21 protein-coding genes are annotated in these 20,333 nt (G+C 71.4%); 10 read left to right on the plus strand and 11 right to left on the minus strand.

What is annotated here, in order from left to right:
* The first annotated feature begins 56 nt into the window (after positions 1-56).
* On the plus strand, positions 57-512 hold the full coding sequence (locus Aut01nite_RS26045) for a nuclear transport factor 2 family protein (RefSeq protein ID WP_043526668.1): 456 nt from the start codon (positions 57-59) through the stop codon (positions 510-512).
* A 39-nt stretch (positions 513-551) separates the two neighbouring features.
* Here the strand turns inward: Aut01nite_RS26045 and Aut01nite_RS26050 are convergent, their stop codons facing one another.
* Positions 552-809 carry a hypothetical protein gene (locus tag Aut01nite_RS26050; RefSeq protein WP_043526670.1) on the minus strand — a complete coding sequence of 86 codons (258 nt, stop codon included), beginning with the start codon at positions 807-809 and terminating at the stop codon, positions 552-554.
* Positions 810-954: 145 nt separating this feature from the next.
* Here Aut01nite_RS26050 and Aut01nite_RS26055 point away from each other — a divergent pair, with 145 nt between their 5' ends.
* The gene (locus tag Aut01nite_RS26055; RefSeq protein WP_043526672.1) at positions 955-1,359 is read left to right on the plus strand and encodes a DUF3224 domain-containing protein; all 405 of its coding nucleotides are present in this window, start codon (positions 955-957) and stop codon (positions 1,357-1,359) included.
* A gap of 384 nt (positions 1,360-1,743) precedes the next feature.
* Positions 1,744-2,256 carry a DUF4262 domain-containing protein gene (locus tag Aut01nite_RS26060; protein WP_043526673.1) on the plus strand — a complete coding sequence of 171 codons (513 nt, stop codon included), beginning with the start codon at positions 1,744-1,746 and terminating at the stop codon, positions 2,254-2,256.
* Between the two features lie 40 nt (positions 2,257-2,296).
* On the opposite strand, the gene Aut01nite_RS26065 is transcribed toward Aut01nite_RS26060, so the two are convergent.
* The 3 genes from Aut01nite_RS26065 to Aut01nite_RS26075 form a co-directional block, all read right to left on the minus strand.
* Positions 2,297-2,938 (minus strand): hypothetical protein, encoded by a 642-nt coding sequence (locus tag Aut01nite_RS26065; RefSeq protein ID WP_152628788.1) that lies wholly within the window; start codon positions 2,936-2,938, stop codon positions 2,297-2,299.
* Positions 2,925-3,263, minus strand: a complete 339-nt coding sequence (locus Aut01nite_RS26070; protein WP_043526676.1) for a PadR family transcriptional regulator — start codon at positions 3,261-3,263, stop codon at positions 2,925-2,927. Before Aut01nite_RS26070 ends, Aut01nite_RS26065 begins: the two co-directional genes overlap by 14 nt.
* A 138-nt stretch (positions 3,264-3,401) precedes the next feature.
* Complete coding sequence (locus tag Aut01nite_RS26075) at positions 3,402-3,998, minus strand: peptidase inhibitor family I36 protein (RefSeq protein WP_161790660.1); 597 nt, start codon at positions 3,996-3,998, stop codon at positions 3,402-3,404.
* Between the two features lie 184 nt (positions 3,999-4,182).
* On the opposite strand from Aut01nite_RS26075, the gene Aut01nite_RS26080 reads away from it, so the two are divergent.
* A complete protein-coding gene (locus tag Aut01nite_RS26080; protein ID WP_052163906.1) occupies positions 4,183-6,870 on the plus strand; it encodes an AfsR/SARP family transcriptional regulator in 2,688 nt (895 codons plus the stop codon).
* A gap of 37 nt (positions 6,871-6,907) precedes the next feature.
* Here Aut01nite_RS26080 and Aut01nite_RS26085 read toward each other — a convergent pair whose 3' ends face one another.
* From Aut01nite_RS26085 to Aut01nite_RS26095, 3 genes are all read right to left on the minus strand, one after another.
* Entirely contained in the window at positions 6,908-7,999 is a 1,092-nt protein-coding gene (locus Aut01nite_RS26085) for a hypothetical protein (protein WP_052163907.1), read from the minus strand.
* Positions 8,000-8,321: 322 nt separating this feature from the next.
* Positions 8,322-8,864 (minus strand): MarR family winged helix-turn-helix transcriptional regulator, encoded by a 543-nt coding sequence (locus Aut01nite_RS26090; protein WP_239124614.1) that lies wholly within the window; start codon positions 8,862-8,864, stop codon positions 8,322-8,324.
* On the minus strand, positions 8,861-9,298 hold the full coding sequence (locus Aut01nite_RS26095) for an MmcQ/YjbR family DNA-binding protein (protein ID WP_043526681.1): 438 nt from the start codon (positions 9,296-9,298) through the stop codon (positions 8,861-8,863). The genes Aut01nite_RS26090 and Aut01nite_RS26095 overlap by 4 nt, the downstream gene beginning before the upstream one ends.
* 56 nt (positions 9,299-9,354) lie before the next feature.
* On the opposite strand from Aut01nite_RS26095, the gene Aut01nite_RS26100 reads away from it, so the two are divergent.
* The 4 genes from Aut01nite_RS26100 to Aut01nite_RS26115 all read left to right on the plus strand — a co-directional run bounded on the left by Aut01nite_RS26100 (position 9,355) and on the right by Aut01nite_RS26115 (position 14,944).
* Positions 9,355-11,556 carry a putative bifunctional diguanylate cyclase/phosphodiesterase gene (locus Aut01nite_RS26100; RefSeq protein ID WP_083999212.1) on the plus strand — a complete coding sequence of 734 codons (2,202 nt, stop codon included), beginning with the start codon at positions 9,355-9,357 and terminating at the stop codon, positions 11,554-11,556.
* Positions 11,557-11,561: 5 nt separating this feature from the next.
* The gene (locus Aut01nite_RS26105) at positions 11,562-13,103 is read left to right on the plus strand and encodes a diguanylate cyclase (protein ID WP_236642775.1); all 1,542 of its coding nucleotides are present in this window, start codon (positions 11,562-11,564) and stop codon (positions 13,101-13,103) included.
* Positions 13,104-13,298: 195 nt separating this feature from the next.
* Positions 13,299-13,958, plus strand: coding sequence for an MSMEG_1061 family FMN-dependent PPOX-type flavoprotein (locus Aut01nite_RS26110; protein WP_043526684.1), 660 nt, complete (start codon positions 13,299-13,301; stop codon positions 13,956-13,958).
* 245 nt (positions 13,959-14,203) lie between these two features.
* Positions 14,204-14,944, plus strand: a complete 741-nt coding sequence (locus Aut01nite_RS26115; RefSeq protein ID WP_052163909.1) for a GNAT family N-acetyltransferase — start codon at positions 14,204-14,206, stop codon at positions 14,942-14,944.
* Between the two features lie 4 nt (positions 14,945-14,948).
* On the opposite strand, the gene Aut01nite_RS26120 is transcribed toward Aut01nite_RS26115, so the two are convergent.
* Positions 14,949-15,914, minus strand: coding sequence for a dipeptidase (locus Aut01nite_RS26120; RefSeq protein ID WP_043526686.1), 966 nt, complete (start codon positions 15,912-15,914; stop codon positions 14,949-14,951).
* A 165-nt stretch (positions 15,915-16,079) separates the two neighbouring features.
* The gene (locus Aut01nite_RS26125; RefSeq protein WP_043526687.1) at positions 16,080-16,583 is read right to left on the minus strand and encodes a carboxymuconolactone decarboxylase family protein; all 504 of its coding nucleotides are present in this window, start codon (positions 16,581-16,583) and stop codon (positions 16,080-16,082) included.
* Positions 16,584-16,647: 64 nt separating this feature from the next.
* Here Aut01nite_RS26125 and Aut01nite_RS26130 point away from each other — a divergent pair, with 64 nt between their 5' ends.
* On the plus strand, positions 16,648-17,115 hold the full coding sequence (locus Aut01nite_RS26130; RefSeq protein WP_043526689.1) for a MarR family winged helix-turn-helix transcriptional regulator: 468 nt from the start codon (positions 16,648-16,650) through the stop codon (positions 17,113-17,115).
* Positions 17,116-17,151: 36 nt separating this feature from the next.
* Here Aut01nite_RS26130 and Aut01nite_RS26135 read toward each other — a convergent pair whose 3' ends face one another.
* Both Aut01nite_RS26135 and Aut01nite_RS26140 read right to left on the minus strand, forming a co-directional pair.
* On the minus strand, positions 17,152-17,793 hold the full coding sequence (locus tag Aut01nite_RS26135) for a response regulator transcription factor (protein ID WP_043526690.1): 642 nt from the start codon (positions 17,791-17,793) through the stop codon (positions 17,152-17,154).
* Complete coding sequence (locus Aut01nite_RS26140; protein ID WP_043526692.1) at positions 17,781-18,896, minus strand: sensor histidine kinase; 1,116 nt, start codon at positions 18,894-18,896, stop codon at positions 17,781-17,783. The genes Aut01nite_RS26135 and Aut01nite_RS26140 overlap by 13 nt, the downstream gene beginning before the upstream one ends.
* A gap of 134 nt (positions 18,897-19,030) precedes the next feature.
* On the opposite strand from Aut01nite_RS26140, the gene Aut01nite_RS26145 reads away from it, so the two are divergent.
* Positions 19,031-20,266: an alpha/beta hydrolase family protein gene (locus Aut01nite_RS26145; protein ID WP_052163912.1), complete on the plus strand. Its 1,236-nt coding sequence runs from the start codon at positions 19,031-19,033 to the stop codon at positions 20,264-20,266.
* Positions 20,267-20,333 lie beyond the last annotated feature (67 nt).

Here is a 20,333-nt window from a genome sequence, read left to right on the forward strand (position 1 = left end):
GGTTCGTCGACGGCCATCGGTCTCCCCGGAGGCGCCGGATCGGAGGGAAACCCGACATGAGCAGCCCTCGTGAAACGTTCTTGCAGCTGGTCGACGGCGTCTGCGACGGCCCCTACGAGGAACTTGCCGGACTGTACGCCGAACAGACTCACGTCACGCACCCGTTCCACCCGCTGAACCCGCCGCCGTTGCGCAGCCGCAGCGAACTCCACGATCACTTCACCGCGCCGCCCCCGGTCGCCCGGACCCTGCACCGTAAGCCGGTCGACGTGACCGTCCACGAGACAGCGGACCCGGAAGTGATCGTCGCCGAATTCGCCTACCAGGGACGGGTCGAGGAGACCGGTGAGACCTTCACGGTGCCCTGCGTCTTCGTGATGCGTATCCGTGACGGGCTCATCATCGAGTCCCGGGACTACATCGACCACATCGCCAGTGCGCGGGCCTGGGGTGTGCTCGACGACTTCCTCGCCGCCCTTCGCCCTCAGAGCCAGGCCGCCTCGCGCCCCTGACCGATGCCCACGCCGTCCCCGTACGGCGCCGCCCGTGGTTCAGTGGCCGACGCCGCCTCGCTCCGGGTTGGCGACGGACTCGATGTAGGACAGGACCCGGGGCAGGACCTGACAGAACTCGCCCCCACCCCACGTGTCCACGAGGCCACCGGCTCGTTCCATCGCCTCCCAGAACGGCTCGGTCGATCGGATGATGTCCTCCGCGGTGGCGGGATCGACGTCGATGGCGGCGCATACGGCCGCCGTCAGTTCCGCGCGGGACGCGGGAGGCAGGTCTTCCAGCGGATCAGGGTGCATCGGCAGACGCTACCTCGGAGGGCACGCTCTCTCTGCCACCGGCAGCGGACATGCGTCGTTCGCCGTTCCAGCCGCCCGCCCGGCCGGAACCGATGACCGGCAATACTGACGGAAACTGTCAGGGGAGCGCCGTACCGTGCCGGACATGCGAGCAACCGGAACCTTCGACGTAACCGACTTCACCCCGGCCCCCGTGCCGGCTTCGGAGATCAAGACCGGGTTGCCGGTCGGGTTCGCCACCATGCGCAAGACGTTCACCGGGGACGTCGAGGGCCGGTCCGAGACCCTCTTCACGGCCGCTTTCGACCCCGTCATCGGCACCGGGACGTACGTCGCGATGGAGTCCTTCGAGGGCAGCGTCGCGGGCACGGCGGGCACGTTCAACTTCGTGCACTCCGCCACCACCACGGGTGCGGACCGGCAAGCGGAGTTCCTGACCATCGTCCCCGCGAGCGGGACCGGTGGTCTGGCCGGCATCCGCGGTACCGGGAGCCTGGCAGTCGACGACGATGGCACCCACCGCATCTCGTTCGACTACGACCTGCCCTGACACCGCCCGCCGGATGTCGACCGCCCGGCTCCGGCCGCGGTACACCCGACGGTGTTCGTGCCGGCGGAGAGCTTGCGCCAGTGGTGGGAGGCGTCGACGACGTCGCACGACAGCAGGCATGTTGCTACCACTGGTCGTCTGGTGGGATTGATCGTTCGCCGCGAAATCTGCAGTCGATCCACTGCCAGGCAACTCCGTCACGGGGCATCCGCTCATCGGCGGTTGAGAATGCCGGTGTGCCGGGCAAGATGTAGACGCGGCATTGCGGCCTGCGCGGTGGACGCGGGCGGAAGACGGCAGCCGAACTGAACAGCAGGTGTGGATGTTCAGTGTCCGGGTATCCGATCAGGGTGGAAGCGTACCTAGGTCAGCACTGGTGCTGAAGTGGCAGCCATCAGGGGAGGCGAACCTGTGACGGCCGGACATCAGGAGGCCGGGCTCCGCCAGATCGGTGAGGCTGTCAAGCGTTTCGGTGTATATCTGCAGTTCGTGCCGCAGCCGATTCGCTTGGAAGCGTGCTGGTACACGGTCGGCCTGACTGACCACGGGCACCCTGAGCTGATCCTGTTCGGCTTGCCCCCCGACATCTCCCGGCCTACTCTGCGCACCGTTGCGGGGGAGATCATCGACGGCCGGCGGGCGTTCACCTCCGGCCGACATGCCGACGACGTCATCGAAGGCCACGAGGTCCAGTTCGTCACGGTGATCGAGCCGGAGCGCCACCTGCCCGTTGCCGCGCAGTTCTACGCGGCAAAAGATGCCGCCGTGGATGCCTTGCAGATCGTCTGGCCGGACCGGTACCACCGCTGGCCCTGGCAGCCGGGCACGCGGGTGAGCGATATGCCGGTACTCGGTCGACCCGTCTCATCGGGTGTCAGGCCGGCTACCGGCGGCTAGTGCGAATCACCGTATCCGAGGGGGCACCGGCGCCTCGGTGTCAGGCAAACGATCGCATGGCTCCGTAGCCGAGCATTGCCAGGACGATGCCAAGGCTGACGTACGACAAGATTCGTAGCGTTGGACGTCGTTGTGGTGCGCGTAGCAGCACCGCGGCGGTGGTCAGTTGCCCGACGAGGACGGCCAGCGGGGCATAGATCAGCAGCCCGGTCCCGGTGGAGCCGCGGAAGGCTGGCACGGGGTACAGCGTCTGCAGCGCGCGGTCGAGCGCGCCGGGCCACGAGCCCTGTGATGAAGGATCTCCGACGACGAAGTAGGACAGGTGGTCCAGGATCTTGTATCCCAGCAGTGCCAGCAGGATGAGGGCCGCGCCGCGCAGCACCGACTCCCACCACTCCAGCGGCGTGGGCCAGGATACCGACCGGAATCCGGACAGGAAGCCGCCGGGAACGGCTCCGGCCGCGGCGCGCAGTTCGGCCGCGTACTCCTCGGGTTGTTCGACGGTGATCTGGTCCGGATTCTCCCGGAGGTGTTCCTGCAGGCCGGTGGTGAGCTCACGCCGCCGACGCCACGGCACGTCCAGCAGGAGGCCGTCCACCGCGGTGACGTAGTTCCGGATGGCTTCCGAGGGTACGAAGGGTTTTTCGCCGGCAGATGCGGCGGATGGCTCAGCGTTGCTCACGTTCATTCCTCATCTCCAGGAGCCGGTTGACGACGCGGGCCAGCCGTGACCACTCTGCGTCGGCGGCGTCCAGGTCGGCTCGGCCTTTCGGGGTGATGCTGTAGTACTTGCGGGCGGGGCCGCTGGCCGACGGCTCCAGCCGGGCGGTGACCAGCCCGTCCTGCTCGAGGCGGCGTAGCACCCCGTAGACGGAGGGGTCGCCCAACGGGGTGAGGCCTTCGGCCCGCAGTCGTTCCAGCAGCTCGAGGCCGTACAGCTCGCGACGTGACAGCGCGGCCATGACGGCGATGTCCAGCACGCCTTTGAGGAGCTGACTCGATCTCACCTACTATGTATAGCAGAGAACCCTGCATCACAAACAACCCCATGACGTGAGGCGTCCGGCGGGGGAGAGCGGCTGGTCTCGCCGGATCTCCCGCGCCGGACGCCCGAATGCGACGGCCCGCCTACTTCGCGGACTGCCTCAGCAGGGGTCCACGCCGTCGATCATGTTCTGCCAGCCCCACCGCCACAGGTTGGGATCGGAATGCGGGGCGGTGCTGCCGAACTTCGGGCGCCCCCAGGACCCCGTCCAGTTGTAGAAGTTGGCGACCGTACCGATCGTCTGGTTGTTGTAGTAGGACTCGAGCCGGTCGTGCTGGCCGTAGTTGCCGAGATTGACCATGCTGCAGGCGTAGAGCTCCCGCATCAGGCCGGTGTAGTTCGGGCCGTCGAACAGGCAGAGGTACTCGTAGGTGCAGACGGCCCGGCCGGCTGAGCCGGACAGCGCGCGGGCCCGTTCCTCGCCGGGAACCGGCACGACGACCTTGACCAGGCCGTCGTTGGACAGCACCTCGTTGGCGCTGATCTGCCGGCCGCCGACCTTCATCTCGGCGAGGACCTGGTCGACCTGGCTCTGCAGCTGGCGTGCCTCCCGCTGGTCCAGGCCCGCCGCGCGCGCCTGCTCGGCGAACGCCGCGGGCGCCGCGGTGGCGACCTGAGCGGGCGCCACCACCACCGCCGCCGCGACGGCCAGGGCTGCCACCCACCTCCGGGCGCTCCTGATGGCTGTTTCCTTCATCCCCGTTCCCTTCCGCTGATGGAGATACCGGCGCCGTCCGCTGATCGACGGCGGCGCGCGGATACGAGTCTCGGGAGCGGGCCTCGACGCGGGCTCGCCGGAACCTCGACGCCGCCGGCGCCGTCGTTGACAAACGCCGGACGGCACAGAAGCATCGACATTCGGCTATGTGTACGGGGGATGCATGGAGCTGCGGCTGCTGGGTCCGGTGGAGTTGTGGGATGGTACGGCCGCGGTGAGCCCGGGACCGCCGCTCCAGCGAGCCCTGCTCGCGGCGGTGGCGGTCGACGCGCCACGCCCGGTGCCGGTGGACACGTTGCTCGACCGGGTGTGGGGTGAGGCCGCACCGCGGCAGGCACGCCACGGCATACACGTCTATGTGGCCCGGCTGCGCCAGGTCCTCGCCGGGGCGGACCCGGCCGTGGAACCACCGGTCCAGCTGATCCGCGGCCCGGCGGGTTATCAGCTGCGATCCGACCCGGACGCCGTCGACATGCTGCGCTTCACCCGGTTGCTGACCGAGGCGTCGGCCGCGAACTGTGCCGACGAGCGGGGCGAACGCCTGCTCGACGAGGCGTTACGGCTGTGGCAGGGAGAACCGCTGGCCGACATCCCCGGTGAGTGGACGGTCCCGATCCGGCAGGGATGGCACGAGCGGCGCCTCGACGCGGCCGTACGGTGGGCCCGTCTCTGCCTGCGGCTGGGCTGCGGCGCACGGGTCGCCGGCTCACTCACCGCCCTGCTGCGGGAGTATCCGACCACCGAGCCGCTCGCGGCCGCGCTGATGGGGGCGCTGGCCGAGACCGGGCGGGCCGCCGAGGCACTCGCCTGCTTCGCCACGATCCGGGAACGGCTGCGCGACGAGCTCGGCGTGGAGCCGGGGCCGGACCTGCGGCGGATCCATCTGGCGATCCTGCGCCGCGCCGAGGACGCCGAACCGCCGCCGCCCGCGGTGGCGCCCGCCGAGCTGCCGCCGGACGTGCCGGCCTTCGCCGGCCGGGAGCGGGAACTCGCTCGTCTGGACGCGCTCCTGGACGACGCCCGGCCGGGCACGGCCGTCGTCGCGGTCTCCGGCATGGCCGGGGTCGGCAAGACGGCCCTCGCCCTGCACTGGTCCCGCCGGGTGGCCCACCGGTTCCCGGACGGGCAGCTCTACGTCAACCTGCGCGGGTTCGATCCGGTGGACCGGCCGGTGTCACCAGCGGAGGCGTTGCGCAAACTGCTCTACGCCCTCGGCGTGCCCGCGCACGATGTGCCGCCGGACCCGGACGCCCGGGAAGCGCGGTACCGCGGTCTGGTGGCCGGCCGGCGGATGGTGATCCTGCTCGACAACGCCCGCGACGCGGAGCAGGTGCGTCCGCTCCTGCCGGGCGCTCCCGGCTGCCTCACCCTGGTGACCAGCCGCGACGCCCTGGGCGGCCTGGTCGCCACCGACGGGGCGGACGCGCTGCCGCTCGGCGCCCTGGACGCCGACGAATCCCGTGGCCTGCTCGCCAGCCGGCTCGGAACCGGCCGGCTCCTGGCCGAGCCGGACGCGGTCGACACGATCGTGCGAGCCTGTGCCCGGCTGCCACTGGCGCTGGCCGTCGTCGCCGCCCGTGCCGCGACCCGGCCGCACTTCCGCCTGTCCGCGGTCGCCGCGGAACTGATCGGCGCGAACCTCGACGCACTGCAGGCGGGCGACGTCCGTACCGATCTGCGGGCCGTGTTCGCCTGCAGCTACCGGGTCCTCGACCGGCTACCGGCCGACCTGTTCCGGCTGCTGAGCCTGCACCCGGGCGAGCACGTGACGGTACCGGCGGCGGCCAGCCTGCTCGGTGTGCCGCCCGTACAGGCCGGGCCGCTGCTCGCCGCGCTGGCACGGGCCAATCTGGTCATCGAAGAGGCGCCGGGCCGGTACACGCTGCACGATCTGCTGCGCGCCTATGCCGCCGAGCTGGCCGCGCGGGACGCGGAAGGATTCCGGCACGCGGCCCTGCACCGGCTGCTCGACCACCTCGTGCACACCGCGCATCGGGCCGCTCTGGTGCTCGCCCCGGAACGCACCCCGCTGTCGCTGCCGCCGCCCGCGCCGGGCGTCTCGGTGGACCCGCCGGCCGACGAGGCGGAAACACTGGCCTGGTTCACCGCCGAGCACGCGACGCTCATCAGCGCCGTACAGACCGCCGGGCGGGCCGGCTTCGACAGCCATGTCTGGCAGATCGTGTGGGCCCTCGCCGACTTCCTCACCCGCCGGGAACACACCCGGCTGTCCGCGAACCCCGGCCGCCACGATCCACGCGTGCACTTCCGGCACGCCCTCTACCAGTACGAGCATCTGAGCGAGCCGACCGGGCGCGCCCGGACCCACTTGAGCCTCTCGCTCGCCTGCGAACAGCAGGGCCGGTACGACGAGATGCTGAGCCACCTCGAGCAGGCGCACGAGCGGTTCCGTGCCGGGAAGCACCGTACCGGACAGGCGTTCGCCCTGGTCGGGCTCTGGTGGCTGTACCTGCAGGTGGGCAACCTGGATCGGGCGTTCACCCACTGCCGCGACATGCTGGAGCTCTACCAGCGGCACGGCGATGTGCCGGGGGAGGCCAGTGCCTGGGACAGCCTGGGGCAGACACTGCACCACAGCGGCGACCACCGGCAGGCGGTCGTCGCGTTCCGCCGGGCCGCCGGCCTGCTCGCGTGCTCCGGGGACGAGTACAGCCGGGCGTACGTCCTGGTGCGGCTGGGCGACGCCTGCCAGGCTGCGGCGCAGACCGAGGCGGCCCGGGAGGCCTGGGAGCAGGGGTACGCCCTGCTGCGCGACCTCAGACATCCGGACGCCGAGGCGATCGCCGCCCGACTCGGCGACGCCGCGACCCGCTCGGAGCGTCGTCGATGAGGCAATCGGGAACAACCACGACTGGACCAGGCGCGCCTTACGATGCCGCGAGACGTAGCCGCGTTGCGACGTGGTTGGTGAACCATGCGAAGAAGTCGCTGGTCGGGCCGAGTCCCGCGCGGACCGCATCGCGCCAGTCGGGCTGCTCGAGTACGGCGAGGTACTGCTGCACGATGCGGTCCCGCTGCTCGGCAGTGCAGCCGCATCGGTTTGCAGGCCTGGCCACCAGGCAGTCGGCGATCATCGCGGCATCGATGTACCGGTTCGCTGTCGGCTCCTGCCGGGCGAGGTGAGCAGCATGCGCGGCCAGCACGACAGGCGCCGGCGGGTAGTGCTCGAGGGTCATGCCCATGCCACCGCAGTCCGCCAGGGTCCTCAGGAGCCGGCCGGTGTGATCGATCAGCTCGTCATCGGCCTCGGCATCGGTGATCGCCTCGTGAAGGTGCGCTGCGGTGGCGACCTTGCCGGCGAAGTAGCCGTTGAGGTAGTCGCCGTCGCAGGCATGGCGCAGCAGCCATGCCCGGGAACTGGCAGCGCCTTGTCGGCATAGCGCCTCGACGACGTAGACCCGGCCCCAGCCGGCGACGCGCTCGCCGAGCCACCGCAGCGCTTCTGCGCCTCCACCGCGGCGTTGCAACGCCTCCGCGGCCAACGGCCCGAAATGGTGCGACAGCAGACCGATGGTTTGGATCAGCGGAATGTCGCCCTCGGCCGAATCGGCGGACAGCAGCGTGAGTCCGACCGTGGCGGCATTGCGATCGGTGCTGTGCCGCACCAGCCACCGGCCGGTCTGACGCACTCGTTGCCGATCTGCGCGCAGCGCAGCGGCAACGATGTGGTCGTTGCGATGAATCGGGACGTGGACATCGCGGAAGGCGCCGACGAGTTCACTCGGCTGCGCGCCAGGGCGGCTGAAGTGCTCGTCGAGGATGACAGCGACATCGGCCCCGTGGAGCCGTTGATCTCTCGCCCGCCGGTATGACGGCCGCGAGCGGTGACGCTCATCGTCGGGATACGGCTCACCTGCGCGAGGCAGAGCGGCGTCGGGATGCTGCCGATGGAGACGCAGCGCGTGTTCGAACAGAGCGATCCGGGGTCCGGGCAGCCCAGCCTCGGTCGTCACGCTCACCAGCGGACGGAGAACTCGATTCTTTCGATCATGGCCGCGATGATCCCACCCTCACGCGTCCTTCAGCAAGCGGCAGCGCCTTACCGGCCGCAGAGCGCAAAGCGTTCACCGGCGCCGAAGGGATGCGACCTCGGGCCGAAGAGCGGACCGCTTGCTGGGTTGTGCCGAGCTGGAGTCCCACTGATCCGGGCGAGGATGCGAGGAGACGACGTGGGCCGGCTGGCGGATGGTGACGAACGCCCGCACCCCGGCGGTTTCAGCACGTCGGACGGGGTACCGTCAGCTGGCGGAGTGGATGCACAGCGACTGCGCGTCGCTGCGATCAGCCGGCGGCGGTCTCGATATTGCTGATCATCCGCCTCATGACTGTGAGCGCTACGACGTACTCCTCGTCTGAAATGCCTTCGTGAATCTCCGCTCGCAGGCCCGTGACGAGGTCCTTGATGCGATCGCGGGCGGCCCGGCCGGCGTCGGTCAGGTGGAGCCGTCGTGCCTCGTCCGGTTCGACCCATCCGCGGTGCAGCAACTGATCGACGGCGCGAGGGACATCATGCGGCGTCTCCGCGACATCGGCCAGCTTCGCTGTGATGCTCGCCCGCGTGGGATCGTCACCGATGCTCACCTGGGTGAGTACCCACCATTGCGGCTGGGTCACGTCGATGCCGGCCATCGCGTCACGGAGCCGGTTGACGACGGCCTTGTGCACCGCGCCGCTCCAATAGCCGACCGGCTGCGCGGCGAGAGCGTCCTCCGCGGCCGAAGGATCAGCGGTCGCCGGCACGGTGCTCGAAGTCATTCTCCGGCCTCCAAGATCGATGGATTGTCTCAACGGATCCGGCCGCCCACCGTTGGCGGGGCGAATCATGGATGACCAGGGTGGCCGGCAGGCTCAGCGGGGGAGGGAACCTGGGCGGCGAGGAATTTCGGGGCCATCAGGAGGTAACTGTCGGTGACCAGTTCGGCGATCTCGGTCCAGTCGGTGTGGGGACCCAGGACGGCGGCGGCGACGTTCCGGCCCCACGGGGCGCGGAAGAACGGGAAATCGGCGGCGGTCAGGCCGAGCAGGTCGTCGGCGGGGACGCGGAACGTCATCACGGTCGGCGCCTCGCCGTCCACCACGTGACGCGCGTAGACCGGGGCGCGCCGCGGGTCGGGTGTGTAGACGTGCGCGACCGTGCGGGCGCGGATCCGCCAGCGGACCCCGATCCAGGCCGGCTCCTCGAACGTCTCGGGCAGGCGCTCGAACATCGGCCGCAACCGGCTCAGGATCTCCGGTGGCACGTCTCCTGGCGCCGACATGGGGCGACTGTAACGGTTGTCCTCAACTCCGCGGGAGACGGGCCGACAGTGCGGATATGGCGCAGAGCACCGTAACCCGGCCCCGGCGCGTGCCGTGGGCGGTACGGGGGCTGCTCGTGCTGGTCCTGGTCGCGCAGGTGGTCGGCTGGGTGCGCCTGGAATGGCATCCGATGGTGCTCGGCGTGTCTCTGGCGGTCATCGACCTGATCGGCGTGTACTACCTGATCCGGGTGGCCCGGCTGGGACTGAACCCGCTGTCCTGCCGGCTCGGGGCGACCGCCCGGGTCCTGGACGCGGGCGCGAGCCTGGTGTTCACGGCCGTGGTGGTCGGTGGCGCCCCGGTCTGGCAGCAGTGGGTGGCGCAGTCGGCGCACATCGGCGGGATGGCGCTGCTCGGCCTGGCGACCGTGCTCGGCTCGCTGTTGCGGCTGAGCGGGCCGCACCGGCAGGCGTTCGTCGCGGAGATGCTGGCGGTCGCCGCCCCGATCGTCATGATCATGTGGTACGTCGGTTTCGACCCGGAGGTCTGGCACACCGGCCCCGGGCACGGCTGGCTGCTGCTCGCCGGGTTGCCCCTGGGCAGCCTGATGCTGGCGATGGCGGTCACGGCGATGCTGATGCGCGGGGTCGTCACCCGCTGGCGGGACCCGATCACGGTCCTGGTCTGCGGCATGGTCCTGATGATCCTGGTCGACACCGGCTGGGCGACCGGCTTCGACGACGGCGCCGCCCACATGCTCGGCCCGGCCGGCGGCAGCGTGGCGATCCTGGCGCACCTGCTGCTCACCCTGTCGCCGATGATGTCCGCCTCCGGCGTGTTCAGCTCCACCGACCGGGCCACGCGGTCGGGCCCGCCGCGCTGGGTCGCCTTCCTGCCGCTGGTCTCGCTGGTCGCCGGGATCACCCTGCTGCTGGTGATCATCGTGCAGACGGCCGGCTGGCTGCGCTGGAGCGGCCTGCTGGTGGCGACGGTCGTGATGATCGGCGCGGTGACGGCGCGGCAGTGGCTGGCGTTGCGGGCCAGCCGGGCGCAGGCCGGGCGGGACACCGAGACCGGCCTGGCCAACCGCGCCGCCCTCAAGGACGCCCTCGCCCGGCTGGTCCGCGGCCGGGAGACGTTCGCGGTGCTGGCGATCTCGAGGGAGCAGGCGCTGGAGATCCCGGCGGAGCGGGCAGTGACCGCCGACGTGCTGCGTTCCTGCGTACGCGCCGACGACCTGGTCGCCCGGCTCAGCGACACGACCTACGGGGTGCTGCTCACCGACGCCGCCGTCGCCTCCGAGGCGACCGTGGTGGCCCAGCGCATCCTGGCCGCCTTCGACGCCGTCCCGGTCCGGATCGGCGTCGCCGTCGCCCGGCTGGACGAGCCCGCCAGGACCGTGCTCCGCAACGCCGAGATCGCCCTGAATCACGCCCGGCGGTCCGGCGTCTCCACGTTCGCCGTGCACGAGCCGGCCATGAACGACCGGCGGGCCGCCGACGCCGTACTCGCCGAAGCCCTCGAAGGCGCCCTGCAACGCGGCGAGTTCACCGTCGTCTACCAGCCGATCATCGAGTTGCTGAGCGGCCGGGCGGTGGCCGTGGAGGCGCTGCTGCGCTGGCGGCACCCGCTGCACGGGGACGTGTCGCCGGCGTCGTTCATCCCGGTCGCGGAACGGACCGGCGAGATCGTCGCGATCGGCCAGTGGGTGCTGGAGCGCGCCTGCGAGCAGACCGCCCGCTGGCGTGCCGCCGGGCTCGACCTGTCGGTGACGGTGAACGTCGCGCCCCGGCAGTTGCAGGAGCCGAACCTGGCCCGGGACGTGCTGGCGGTGCTCGGCCGGACCGGTCTGAGCGCCGCGCACCTGGTCGTCGAGGTCACCGAGTCGGCGATGGTGAACGAGGCGATCGAGATCGCCGCGCTGCGGCGGTTGCGGTCCGAGGGCGTGCGGATCGCCATCGACGATTTCGGTACGGGCTACTCCTCCCTGCAGTACCTGACCCGGCTTCCGGTCGACATCCTGAAGATCGACCGCAGTTTCGTGGCGCTCCTGGACGGCACCGCCGAGGGTTCCGCGATCGCCGAGGCCGTCATCCGGCTCGCCCAGGTGCTACGCCTGACCACCGTCGCCGAGGGCATCGAGAACGAGTCGCAGGCGGCCGAGCTGATCCACCTGGGCGCCCAGCGCGGCCAGGGCTACCTGTACTCCCGCCCGGTCCCGGCCGAGCAGATCCCGCGACTGGCGTACGTGCCGACGAAGGAGATCGTGGTCCGGTGACGGTGATGATCTTCGCGGCCGTCTTCGCGACCGCCGGGGCCGTCTCGGTCGCGGTCGCCGTGTCGGCGTGGCGGCGGCGGGACGAGGCGGCCGGCTACCGGCCGATCGCCCTGGTGGCGGCCGGCGCCGCCTGGTGGTCGGCGATGTCGATGCTGAACCTGTTCGTGCGCGAGCCCACCGGCGCGGCGTGGGCCATGTCGCTGGCGTACGCGGGCGTGTTCACTCTGGTCGCCGGCTGGTGGGCGGCGGCCCGCGCGTTCGCCGACCGGTTCTGGACGCTGCGGCCGCGCGCCGCCGTGCTGCTGGCTGTCGAACCCGTGCTGTGCACGGTCGCGCTGGCCACCAACCCGTGGCACCACCTGTTCATGACCGAGTTGCGGCCGACCAGCGTCGGCGGGGCGTACGCCGCCGTGTTCGGCCCGCTGTTCTGGGTGCACGCCCTCTACTGCTACGTGATGTTGACCGTCTGCTGCGTGGCGGTGCTCCGGCTGGTGATCCGGGCGAGTGGCCGGCACCGCGGCTATCTGCTGGCCGTGCTGACCTCGGCGCCGACCGCCGCCGTCAACCTGACCGGGGTGCTCTCCGCCGGCCGCCTCGTCGACCTGACCGCGATCGGGTTCGCGTTCGGCGCGCCGGTCATGTACTGGATGGTCCGCACCGACTCCGGACCGTCCTCGGCGCCGGTCACCCACCGTGACCTGTTCACGATCATGTCCGACCTGGTGATCGTCATCGACGGGCAGCGTCGCATCCTCGACTTCAATCCGGCCGCCGGCCGTCTCCTGAGCGGGCTCGGCGCCGCGAGTGGCCACTGCCCGCTGCCGGACGTGTTCGGCGAGCTGCCCGCCGACGGGCGGGTGGAATTCACGATCGACGACATCGGCGGTACGGGCACCGACCTCAGCATCCAGATCAGCGACATGACCGGCGCCCGGCGGCGCGGCACCGCCCGGCTCCTGGTCGCCCGGGACGTCACCGAGCACAACCGGCAGCGCCGCGCCCTGGAACAGGCCAACGAACAACTGCGCAACCAGCTCGCCACGATCGAGCGGCTTCGCAACGACCTGGCCGAGCAGGCGTCCCGTGACCACCTGACCGGCCTGCACAACCGCCGGCACCTGATGACGAACCTGACCGGCATGCTCGCGTCCGGCCGGGCCCTCACCGTCGCCCTGATCGACATCGACCACTTCAAGAAGGTCAATGACGGGTACGGGCACAACGCCGGCGACGAGGTCCTGAAGCGCGTCGCTCAACGGTTGGCGGCGGCCGCCGGCCCGGGTGACCTGGTCGCCCGGTACGGAGGCGAGGAGTTCGTGATCGTCCTGGACGGCTGCGGGCTGTACGAGGCGGCCGCCCGCGTCGACGAGGTACGCCGTACGATCGCGGCCGCCGTGTCGGTGACGATCAGCGCCGGCGTCGCCGAGGCCCGTCCCGGTCACGACGTCACCACCCTGCTCCACACCGCCGACGTGGCCCTGTACGCCGCCAAGTCCGCCGGCCGCGACCGCGTCGAACTGGCCCTGCCGGCCGCCGCCGTCGGCTAGCGCGCGGCCGGCACTGACAACCAGCCGGGGGGTGACCGGGACGGGCATGCATGACCCGTATCGGGGGACGGTCGTGCGGGAACGCCTGCCGCAGCCGCCGCGAGGCACGGGACCGTGCGTGGCCCGTACCGCGGAATGGTGTGCCGCAAGCGCCGCGGACCGCGAGTGATCGCGCCTGTCGTCTAGGGTCGGCGTATGACCACAGTCGATGCCACCACCGCCTTCGACGCCCTGCGCCCCGACGCCCTGACCGACCAGGAGGCGCTGCGCCGGGTCTACGCGCAGCCCGGCGAGGCCGCGGTGCGCAAGCAGATGACCGAGCTCACCGACGAGACCCGGCAGCTGATCTCCCTCGCGTCGCTGGTGCTGGTCGCCAGCGTGGACGCCGCCGGCAACTGTGACGTCTCGCCGCGTGGCGGGCCCGCCGGGTTCGTCGGCGTGCTGGACTCGCGGACGGTGGCGATCCCCGACGCGACCGGGAACAAACGCCTCGACACCCTGCAGAACGTGATCGCGACCGGCCGGGCCGGGCTGCTGTTCATCATTCCCGGGCGCAACACGACGCTGCGGCTCAACGGCCGGGCCTGCGTCTCCACCCGCCCGGAACTGCTGTCGCAGCTGACCGCCGTGGGCAAACCGCCGGCCAGCGCGCTGGTGGTCGGCATCGAAGAGGTCTACCCGCACTGCCCGAAATCGTTCATGCGTTCCGGCAGCTGGGATCCGGAGCGGTGGCTGCCCGCCGACGCCCAGCCGACCTCGGCCCAGGTTACTTTGGCCCAGCTGCGGATGCCGGACCTGACGATCGCCGACATCGAGCAGATCGAACGCGACGCGCTGAAGTACCGGTACGAGTGACCGGAGAACCGCTTGCCCCGGCGCCGACGGCGGCATCGCCGTCGACCGTGGCGCGACCGTCCCACCCGCGTTCTCGGACCGGCCGCTCGGACTCCGGTCAGTAGCCACTTCCCGGTTCGCCCCGCGATTCCGAGATTCATGGTCGAGCAATACCACGGGCCCTCGATCCGGTGAACGAGGCCGACGCGGTGGGCGTACCGGGAAACGGGGTGGATCTTGTGGGGTGGAATGGCGAGAATCGAGGGATGTCTGTGGAAGCGTCACACGCCAACCATCGGGCCTACTGGCGGCAGCTCGCGCGGATCTGCGGCGGGGAGAGTGTCGAGACTCCCGGTGGGCTGCTGGTGCGGACCGGGGTTCCGGGACCGGGGTGGAACCTGCTTCAGCTCGAAGCGGGGGTCGCGCAGGAGGCGGCGCTGGAGCAGGCCGGGAAGTACTTCGCCGGGCACGGTACGGCGTGGCGGCTCTACGCCGGGGAGGAGTCGGCGGCGGCGGAAGCGTTCGCCGCACGGCTGGGGGCGGTAGCGAAACCGAGGTATCCGATCCTGAACCGGCCGTGTGGTCCGGCCGGTGACCCGGGGGAGGGCGAACTGGAGCTGTCCACCGCCGGTGACCTGACCGAACTGCGGGAGTTCCTCGACTGCGCGGGCAGCGTGTACGGGTTCGACCCGGCGTTGCTGGGGCCGATGGTGCATGCGGGGGCGTTCGACGATCCGGCGTTGCGGTTCCATCTGGGGCGGGTCGGCGGGCGGGTGGTGGCGATCAGTCTCGGCGTCCGGCACGAGGACACCGTCGGGATCTATTTCGTCGGCGTACGCGAGGATCATCGCCGCCGTGGTTTCGGGCGGCTCGTCACCGAGCACGCGATCGGCGCCGAGCCGGACGCCACCACCGCCGTGTTGCAGGCCACGCCCGCCGGCCTGCCGGTCTACCGGGACATGGGTTTCACGATCGTCGCCGAGTACCGCTACTGGAACGTCGGCTGACCGGTCAGCCCGCCCAGCACTGGGCGGCGACCCGCCGGAAGTTGCCGCCCAGGATCGCGGCCACCGCGTCGTCCGGATAGCCCCTGTCCCGTAGCGCCTGCTCGACCGCGAACAGCCCTTCCGGCGGGGTGAAGTCGATCGGGCCCCAGCGGGTGAACCAGTCGTCGAACAGATCCGGGTTGTCGGCGATCGGGTCGCCGCCGTCGGCGAAATCGAACGAGTAGTCGGTGGACAGCCCCACGTGCTGCGGCCCGACGAGTTCGACCGCGTGATCGATGTGCCGCACGAACGCCTCCACCGACGTGTCGTTGGGCCCGAGGAAGATGCCGATGCCGGTGATCCCGATGACGCCGCCGGTGTCCGCGCACGCCTTGGCCTGCTCGTCGGTGATGTTGCGCGGATGGTCCCACACCGCGCGCATGCACGAGTGGCTGTAGATCATCGGTTTTTCCGAGACGGCGCTGACGTCCAGGGCGGTACGGGCGCCGCAGTGCGATCCGTCGGCCACCATCCCGACGGCGTTCATCTCCCGGATCAGGTCCCGGCCGTACCCCGTCAGCCCTTCGTCGGTCGCGTCCAGGCAGCCGCCGCCGGCCGCGTTGCGGGTGTTGTAGGTCGGCAGCATCGTGCGTACGCCCAGGTCGTAGAACTCCCGCACCCGGTCGAGGCGCCCGTCGATCGGGCGGGAGTCCTCCAGGTCGAAGGCCACCGCCACCCGCCCGGTGTCGCGGGCCGCGTCCAGGTCCCCGATCCCACGGGTCAGCACGAACCGGTCGTCACCGTCGAGCCGGGGCCGCCAGTCCGCCAGCAGCGCCACCACCTCGTCGTAGCCGTGCGGCGCGTATCCGGCGTTGACCGAGACGAAGCTGCCGCCCGGCCGCCGGTAACGGTCGAGCTCCCCGAGGTCGGCGGCGGGCGTCAACGGCAGACAACAGTGCTGTTCCCACAGGAACGGCGAGTTCAAAGGCATGATCAATGGTACGGCTACGATGCCGGCGTGAGTTTCACCGTGCAATGGCGCTATGGCACGTCGACGAGGAGGCCTTAACCATCCTCAGGCGCGTGGCGGACGGGGAGATGGCGGTGATCCGGGCGGAGACCTGGCTTCCGGGTTACGGCTCGGAGTGATGGCGGTTCAGGCGCGGACGAGGCGGTTGGCGAGGGTTGACATCGTGTAGGCGCCGATGCCCAGGACGACCTCCAGGGCGTTGCGGGTGGTGAATCCGGCGTCCAGGAAGGTGGTCAGCTCCTCCTCGGGGACCTCGCCGGCGGTGGCGAGCACCCGCAGGGTGAACCGTCGCAGCGCCTCCAGCCGCGGATCGTCGAGGGGCTGCCCGGACCGCAGCGCGGTGATCTGCGCGGGATCGGCGTTCAGGGACCGCAGGCGGCCGGTGTGCATGGCGACGCAGACCCGGCACTCGTTGCGGGCTGCGATCGTCATGACCACCACCTCGCGGGCGAGCGGGTCGAGCGTGCTCGCCTCGAACAGGCCGCTGGCGTGCAGGAATCCGCCGAGCATCTCGGGTGACTCGGCCATCAGGGCGACCGGCGGCGGGAGGTGGCCGAGGTGTTCGACGGTCGACGCCATCAGGGGCCGGGAACCGGCGGGAGCGGAGTCGAGGGTGTGTGCGGTGAACATGAGGGCTCCCGTAGAATCGTCAACGTGGTTGTCCAAACCGTAAACCAGGTTGTCGACTTTGCCAATGCCTGACGCCGAGCCGGCAGGCTACGAGCTGCCCCTGCTGCTGTTCGCCGGGTTCCGGTCGCTGATCGACCAGCTGCACGCCGAGCTGGCCGAACGCGGTCATCCCGACGTCCGCCCGGCCTACGGTTTCGCGATGCAGGCGATCGGCGTGCACGGCGCGTCCGCCAGCGAGGTCGGCCGCCGCCTCGGCGTGTCCAAACAGGCCGCCGGCAAGACCATCGACCGGCTCGCCGCCCTCGGCTACATCGAGCGCGCCGACGACCCGCGGGACGCCCGCCGCAAACTGGTGCGGCTCACCCCGCGTGGCATCGACGCCCTGACGCGGTCCGCGGAGATCTTCGACGAGCTGCGGGCCCGCTGGGTCACGGCACTCGGCGCCGCCCGCGTCGCGGATCTGGAGTCGTCCCTGCGTGCCGTCGTGCCGGACGCCGGCTTCCCGGTCGACGTGCCCGGCTGGTTCGGCTGACCCCGGGCCTCGCCGGCCGCCTCACCGCCCGCATCCTCAGGTGCGCAGGTACCTGAGGACGGCGAGGACGCGGCGGTGGTCGGAGTCGGCGTGCGGAAGCTCCAGCTTGGTGAAGATGCTGCCGATGTACTTCTCCACCGCGCTGTGACTGACCTTCAGGGTGCCGGCGATGCCGTTGTTGGAACGGCCCTCGGCCATCAGTCGCAGCACCTCCGACTCCCGTGGGGTGAGACGGTCCAGCGGGTCGGTGCGGTGCCGCACGAGAAGCTGCGCGATCACCTCCGGGTCGAGGGCGGTGCCACCGGCGGCGACCCGGCGCAGCGCGGCGAGGAAGTCGGGCACGTGCGCGACCCGATCCTTCAGCAGGTAGCCGACACCGTCGGTGCGGACGGACAGCAGATCGGTGGCGTAACGCTCCTCGACGTACTGGGACAGGACGACGACGGCGACCGCCGGGAACTGGTGGTGGATGACGAGGGCGGCCCGGATGCCCTCGTCGGTGTGCGTCGGCGGCATCCGCACGTCGACGAGGGCCACGTCGGGGCGGTGCACGCCGACCGCGCGGAGCAGATGCTCGGCGTCGGCGACCGCCTCGACGACGTCGAAACCGCCGTCGGTGAGCAGCTTGGTCAGACCCGCCCGCAGCAGCACCGAATCCTCGGCGATCACGATGCGCACGGCAGCTCCACGGTGATCGTCGTGGGCCCGCCGGCCGGGCTGTGCAGCGCGAACGTCCCGTCCACCGAGGCGGCACGCTGGGCCAGCCCGAGCAGCCCGGTGCCGTCGCCGCCGGTGGTCGCGCCGCCCCGGCCGTCGTCGGTGACCACGACGCGGAGCCGATCGGCGGCGCGCACGACGGTCACCTCGGCGTGGGTGGCCCCGGCGTGCCTGCTGACGTTGGTGAGCGCCTCCGAGACGACGAAGTAGGCGATCGCCTCGATCACCGGGGAGCAGCGCGCCGGCACGTCGACGAGCAGCCGGACGGGCAGTGGGGCGCGGGCGGCGACGCCGGACAGGGCCGCGTCCAGGCCGCGGTCGTCGAGCACGGCGGGATGCAGGCCGCGGACGAACTCGCGCAACTCGGCGAGGGCCTGCACGGCCTCGTCGTGGGCGTCCTCGATCGCCCGCATCGCCGGTCCCGGCGTGCCGGCGAGGCCGGCGCGGGCCATGCCCAGGTTCATCGCCAGCGACACCAGCCGCTGCTGGGCGCCGTCGTGCAGGTCACGTTCGATGCGGCGGCGTTCGGCGTCGGTCGCGGCGACGACGTCGGCCCGGCTCCGAGCCAGCGCCTCCACCCGCATCGACAGCTCCGCACGGCGGCCGGGACCGAGAAGCGCCCGGGCCGCGGCCGTGTCGGCGTTGGCCACCCAGGGCGCCGCCGGCAGCAGAACGACGGACGCCACAGCGGTGAACGGCGCCAGCACGTGATAGGCGAGCTGCCGCCCCCGCGCCGGCCGGGGCGGGAGCGGGATGTCGATGCCGAGCAACACCCGGAAACGCCGGCGCTGCATCGCGGTCAGGCCCGGTAGGGACACCAGCGCCAGCCCCGCCGCCACCACGGTGAGCAGGGCGAACATGGCTGTCATCGGCCAGTCGCCGGGAGCGGCGTACAGCAGGCTCCACCCGGTGCTGTAGGCGGCGCCGACCGGCAGCACGACGGTCAGCGTGAAACCGATCATGCCGAGCGGCAGGCCCGCGAGCGTGTGGGCGACGGCACGCCAGGTGCGCGCCCACCATCGGGCCGCCGGCACCGTCCCGGGGTTCATCGTCTCCGCCGTCATCACGTGATCAAGGTAGAGACCGTCCGGTGCGGCGGCCAGGGGGCCACCCCTCCGGCCGGGGTGGGGAAAACCGCACCCCGAACCGGCTGCCTGCCCTACCGACCGGGCGGCCCGATTCCGGCAGCGTGGTCGGCATGCTGGAACCGACCACGATCACGAACTCGACGGCTGCGGTACGACCCCTGCGCCGCCGTACGCTCCTGACCGCCGCCCTGGCCTCCGGCCTCGGACTGGCCGCCGCCACGCCCGTTGCCGCCGCCCACCGGCGGATCACCGGGGGATACGTTCTGCCCGCGCCGTCCGGCCCGGCCCGGCTCGGCACCGTCGCCCTGCACCTGCGCGACACGTCCCGCACCGATCCGTGGGTGCCGTCCCGCCCGGTCCGGGAGATCATGGTCCAGGTCTGGTACCCGGCCCGCACCGTCCGCGGCCATCTGCCGGAGCCGTGGCTGTCACCCGGCGCGGTGCCGCACTTCGCCGAGGCCTTCGGCCTTCCCGCCGGCCGGATCCGTGACACCCGCACGCACGGCCGGACGGGCGCGCCGGTCGAGCGGAGGCCCGGCGGCCACCCCGTGCTGCTGTACTCGCCGGGCCTCGGCGGCGACCGCGGCACCGGCACCGTCCTCGTCGAGGACCTGGTCAGCCACGGATACATCGTCGTGACGATCGATCACACCCACGACGCCTCCGAGGTCGAGTTCCCCGACGGGCGGGTCGAGGTCGCGGCCGTTCCGCCGGACCTCACCGACGAGATCCTTCTCCAGGCCGCCGACGTCCGGGCCGCCGACACCCGGTTCGTCCTCGACCAGCTGGCCGCGCTGGACGCCGGCCGCAATCCCGACGCCGGCCGCCGCCGGCTGCCGGACGGCCTGCGCGGCGCGTTCGACCTGGACCGGATCGGCATGTTCGGCCATTCCCTCGGCGGCAGCACCGCCGCCGCCGTGATGAACCAGGATCCACGCCTCAAAGCCGGCGCCGACCTGGACGGCACCCTCCTCGGCCCCGCCGCGGTCGCCGGTTCCACCCGGCCGTTCCTGCTGTTCGGCAGCGACCACGGGCCCGACGCCGAGGACCCCACCTGGAACGCCTTCTGGGCCGCGCAGCGCGGCTGGAAACGTCAGCTGCGACTGCGTGACTCGGTCCACGGGTCGTTCACCGACGGCGTCGCCTTCTACCCCCAGGCCGCCGCCGAGATCGGTCTCACCCCGCAACAGCTGGCGGAGATGGTCGGCGCCCTCGCCCCGCAGCGGTCCATCGTGATCCAGCGTTCCTACCTGCGGGCCTTCTTCGATCAGCACCTGCGGTGCCGGGGCGGCCGCCTGCTCGCCGCGCCGGACCCGCGGTACCCGGAGATCGAATTCGTCCGGTGACCGGACCCCGCCCCGGCGCGTGAGCGGCGGCCACGGCAGGCGTCGCCACGCTCCCGGCGTGGTGAAT

This window comes from Actinoplanes utahensis, from assembly GCF_016862455.1.
In the GTDB taxonomy this organism is placed as follows: domain Bacteria; phylum Actinomycetota; class Actinomycetes; order Mycobacteriales; family Micromonosporaceae; genus Actinoplanes; species Actinoplanes utahensis.